Genomic DNA, 4688 nt, shown 5'->3' on the forward strand with positions numbered 1-4688 from the left:
ACCGAACTCCTGAAATGGGTTGGCCTCGGGGAGCGCATGCATGTGCTGCCGCCGGTGCTGTCGGGCGGCGAGAAGCAGCGTGCTGCGATCGCGCGCGCGCTGATCGAGCAGCCGGAGATCCTGCTTGCCGACGAACCGACCGGCAACGTCGATCCGCCGCTGGCGCGCCGGCTGCTGAGGCTCTTTATCGAGCTCAACCGGCTCGGCACCGCCGTGGTGATCGCAACCCACGACCTCGGCCTGATGGAGCAGGTCGATGCGCGGCGCATGATTCTGGCCGGCGGAAGGCTGGACGTCTATGACTGAACTTCCGGCCGATCACCTGCACGAGGAAGCCGTCGAGACGCCGGCTGTCGTTCGCCGTGTCCAGCGCAAGATGGCGCCGATCGTGCCGGCGCAGAACATCGCCGGCCGGGCCCTGGTGCTGGTCATCGCCATCATGACCTTCCTGTCCTGCCTAACCTTCGGCGCCGTGACGCTGGTGCGCGACACCGCCTCGGTCTGGGGGAACCAGATCTCGCGCGAGGCGACGATCCAGATCAAGCCCGTCGAGGGCCTCGACATGGAAGCAGCCCTCGCGCAGGCCTCTGAGATCGCCAGCGAGTTCCCGGGTGTGAAGGGTACGAGGATCGTCGACCGCGATGCGACGGCGCGCCTTTTGGAGCCGTGGCTGGGCACCGGCCTCAACATCGATGAACTGCCGGTGCCGCGCCTCATCGTCGTCACCATCGATGAGGCCAATCCGCCCGACTTCGCGGCCATGCGCGCCGCGATCACGCCCAAGCTGCCGAGCGCCGCGCTCGACGACCATCGCACCTGGGTCGACCGGCTGGTCGCCATGGCGCATACGACAGTGACGATCGGCTTTGCCGTTTTGGCGCTGATATTGTCGGCGACGGTGCTGACGGTGGTGTTCGCCACGCGCGGCGCCATGGCCGGCAACGGCCACATCATCGAGGTCCTGCATTTTGTCGGCGCCGAGGCCCGCTTCATCGCGCGCGAATTCCGTTGGCATTTCCTGGTCACCGGCATGAAGGGCGCCGCCGCCGGAGGTGCCGCCGCTATCTTGGTCTTCATCGTCTTTTCCTGGTGGTCGTCGCGCAACATGGCGACGCCTGAGGCCGACCAGGCGACCGCGCTGTTCGGCAATTTCGCGATCGGCTCCACCGGCTATCTCGGCGTCGCCCTGATGGTGCTGGTGATCGGCGCGCTGACCGCGGCGACCTCGCATGCCACGGTCGTCGCCTATCTCAGTGAGATCGACATCCGGCAGCCGGAGGCGGTCTGATCATGACGCGAAACCAAGTGTGGCGCGAATGCAAGAGTTGGCAAGTTGGGTTTCCAATGCGACCCGGACCCTACAAGTGCATGATCACGCAAGGGAAACTGCCGTAACGCAATGTGCGCCGTGCTATCTATGAAAGGCGACGTTTCAGAGTTAACCATTGGATGTTTTCAGGATTAACCTGGGGATGATGGACGCGCGGGACTCGATCGGAACGGCTGGACGGATGCCAGCGGCGCTTACGCGCGGTGCTGCGTCTGCAAGAACCGGTCGTCTCAGATTTGCGCTTCGTCTCTGCGGTTTCTTCGTGCTTGCCCTGCTGGCGCTTTTCGCCGGCGGCTTCGGCTGGTTTGCCGACAAGGTCAGCAACATGACGACGCCGGTCAATCCGGCCAGGGCCGACGCAATCATCGTGCTCACCGGGGGCCAGTCGCGACTCGACGCCGCCATGGATCTGCTGGCATCAGGCAAGGGCGAGCGGCTCTTGATCAGCGGTGTTCACCCCACGGCGAGCCGCCGCCAATTGCAAGCGGCAATGGGCGGCGACAAGCAGTTGTTCTCCTGCTGCGTCGACATCGACCGCGCCGCGCTCGACACGATCGGCAATGCCGAGGAGAGCGCCAAATGGGTGGAAAGCCACTCCTATGGCAGCATCATCGTCGTGACCAACAACTACCACATGCCGCGCAGCCTGCTCGAGATGGGCCGGCTGCTGCATGGCGCGCGGCTTGAGCCCTATCCGGTGGTCAACAACAAGCTCGGCAATGGCAGCTGGCTGACCAAGCCGGAAGCGCTGCGCGTGCTGCTCACCGAATACAGCAAATATGTGCTGGCGCTGGCGCGCGGCATCGTCCCGCTTCGGCCGACCACCGAGGGCGTCACGCTCGCCGAAGCCTCTACGGTGAGCAAGAACTAAGCTTCGCCAGACGCGCTGTTGCGCAGGCGTGCGATCTCCTGCTCCAGACCGGCAATGCGTCTATCCCGCTCGGCAAGCGCCGCAGCCACATCCGCCGCCTCGAAGCGCTGCGGAATGTGCTGCGGGCAATTTGCATCCCAGGCCGTGACGCTGAACAGGATCGCCTGCTCCGGCCGCGCCTTGTAGTTGGCCGGCATCAGCCTCGCCGTCAGCTCCGCATCGTCCTCGACGACGCGCGCTGTGCCCCAGATCTTGATGCGCTGCCGAAGCATGTAGTCGATCAGGAACAGGAAGGCCTGGGCATTGTCCGCAAGATTGCCCTGGGTGATGAACTGCCGGTTCCCCGAGAAATCGGCAAAGCCGATCGTATGCCCGTCCAGCACCTTCAGGAAGCCGGCTGGCCCGCCGCGATGCTGGACATAGGGTTGACCTCCGCCATTGGCCGTCGCCAGGAACACGCTGGTCTGCGCCTCGATGAAGGCGGCGAGGTCGGGCGTGATCGTCGCCCGCCAGCCGCCGCGCTCCTCGACACGCGCATAAGATGCGCGCGAGCCCTTGCGGGACTGGATGGCCTTGACCGTAGGGGTAAAGGCGACATCGCTGGTGAAGGCGTCCATGGCGGCGGTCCTCTGCCAAAGTGGAAGGACATGTAGCCTCTTCCGAAATCCGGAGGTAGAAGGCATATTTGCAATCCATCCTTCCACATTTCGGAAGAATAAATGGACCGCCTCGACGCCATGTTCTTGTTCGTAGCCACCGTGGAGGCCGGCAGCCTTTCCGCCGTCGCGCGACATGCCGGCGTGCCGCTCGCCACCGTCAGCCGCAAGCTCTCCGAACTGGAGAGGCACCTCAAGACGCGTCTGCTCAACCGCTCGACGCGGCGCCTCACCTTGACGGACGCTGGTCGTTCCTATCTCGCCGCCTGCCGCCGTATCCTCGATGAGGTGGGCGAAGCCGAGCGCGCCGCCGCTGGCGAATACTTGAGCCCGACCGGCGAGCTGGTGATCACTGCGCCGGTCGTCTTCGGCCGCCTGCATGTGCTGCCGATTGTTACAGATTTTCTGGCCGCCTATCCCGACGTCGACATCCGCCTGACGCTGTCCGATCGGATCACGCATCTGATCGAGGAGCATATCGATCTTGCCGTGCGCATCGGCGCGCTGCCGGATTCGGCCATGGTCGCAACGCGCGTCGGCCAGTTCCGCCGCATCGTCTGCGCCAGCCCGGCATATCTTGCGAAGCATGGCACGCCGTTCGAACCGCGCGACCTTTCAGGCCACAACTGCATCACCTTCGAAGGGCTTGCCTCTCCCGCGACGTGGAGCTTCGGCACCGGCAAGAGCGAAACCGTGGTTCCGGTCCGCTCGCGGCTGCAGCTCAACACCGCCGAGGCAGCAATCGATGCGGCGATCGCCAGCCTCGGCCTGACGAAGGTGCTCTCCTATCAGGCGGACGCCGCGGTGCGCGCCGGCGCGCTTCATGTCGTGCTCGAGCCGTTCGAGCCGCCGCCCTGGCCGGTCCATCTCGTGCATGCCGGTCAGGGCCTGCTGCCGGTGAAGCTTCGGGCCTTCCTCGATTTCGCGGCGCCCCGCCTGAAGGAGCGGCTGGCGCGCTCGCTGTGATGCGCCCCACCGTCGCGCCGTTTCCTTTTTGCCCGCGCTTGGTGTAACCAACGCTCACCTCCACACCGGGCCCTTTGCCGCATGCTCATCATCCGCTCGCTGGCGTTCAACCTTGCCTTCTATCTCAGCCTGGTCGTTCAGATGATCTTCTGGACGCCCTTCTATTTCCTGTCGCCCCGCCACCGCGCCTGGTTCGTGCCGAAATTCTGGTCGCGCACCTCGATGTGGCTTTACGACAAGATCGCCGGCACCGGGAGCGAAATCACGGGCGCCGAGAACCTGCCTGAGGGGTCCTTCATCCTGGCGCCGAAGCATCAGTCCTTCTGGGACGCGATCGCCTTTTTTCCTTATCTCGACGACGCCTTGTATATCCTGAAGCGGGAACTGACCTGGATCCCCTTCTTCGGCTGGTACATCATGAAGATGCGCATGATCCCGGTCGACCGCGGCAGCCGCTCCAAGGCGCTGAAAGCGGTCGTTGCCGCGACAAGGCAGGAGATGGCGCGCAACCCGCGTCAGCTTATCATCTACCCGGAAGGCACTCGTCGCCCACCGGGCGCCGAGCCGTCCTACAAATACGGCATCGTCGAGCTCTATACCCAGCTGGGCGTTCCCGTGGTGCCGGTCGCCCATGTCGCCGGCCTCTACTGGCCGCGCCGCAAGTTCATGCGTTATCCGGGCACCATAAAGGCCCGTTTCCTGCCGCCGATTCCTCCGGGGCTCGACAAGGAGGAGTTCATGCAGCGGCTGATCGGCGAGACCGAGACCGCCTGCGACGAGCTGCTGGTCGAGGCCTCGCGCGCGCCGAACCCGCCGCCGATGCCGCCGACGGCGGTGAAGCGGCTGGCGGAGCTCGGCGCTGCGG

Annotated in this window: 6 protein-coding genes; 5 read left to right on the top strand and 1 reads right to left on the bottom strand. The window is 65.0% G+C overall.

Translation table 11 applies throughout. From position 1 onward, the window contains the following. From EOA75_RS29040 to EOA75_RS29050, 3 genes are all read left to right on the top strand, one after another. Positions 1 to 306: ATP-binding cassette domain-containing protein (locus EOA75_RS29040; RefSeq protein WP_127325768.1), on the top strand; the 306-nt coding region annotated here is incomplete at its 5' end. Then, positions 299 to 1288 (top strand): ABC transporter permease, encoded by a 990-nt coding sequence (locus EOA75_RS29045; RefSeq protein ID WP_127325769.1) that lies wholly within the window; start codon positions 299 to 301, stop codon positions 1286 to 1288. The genes EOA75_RS29040 and EOA75_RS29045, both read left to right, overlap by 8 nt. 184 nt (positions 1289 to 1472) lie before the next feature. After that, entirely contained in the window at positions 1473 to 2201 is a 729-nt protein-coding gene (locus EOA75_RS29050) for a YdcF family protein (RefSeq protein ID WP_127325770.1), read from the top strand. Here the strand turns inward: EOA75_RS29050 and EOA75_RS29055 are convergent. Next, positions 2198 to 2818, bottom strand: a complete 621-nt coding sequence (locus tag EOA75_RS29055) for a pyridoxamine 5'-phosphate oxidase family protein (RefSeq protein ID WP_127325771.1) — start codon at positions 2816 to 2818, stop codon at positions 2198 to 2200. The genes EOA75_RS29050 and EOA75_RS29055 overlap by 4 nt on opposite strands. Positions 2819 to 2920: 102 nt before the next feature. On the opposite strand from EOA75_RS29055, the gene EOA75_RS29060 reads away from it, so the two are divergent. Beyond that, a complete protein-coding gene (locus tag EOA75_RS29060) occupies positions 2921 to 3823 on the top strand; it encodes a LysR family transcriptional regulator (protein WP_127325772.1) in 903 nt (300 codons plus the stop codon). 81 nt (positions 3824 to 3904) lie between these two features. Continuing rightward, positions 3905 to 4688: 1-acyl-sn-glycerol-3-phosphate acyltransferase (locus EOA75_RS29065; protein ID WP_164747631.1), on the top strand; the 784-nt coding region annotated here is incomplete at its 3' end.

It is taken from the genome of Mesorhizobium sp. M1A.F.Ca.IN.022.07.1.1 (assembly GCF_003997575.1).
Classification (GTDB): domain Bacteria; phylum Pseudomonadota; class Alphaproteobacteria; order Rhizobiales; family Rhizobiaceae; genus Mesorhizobium.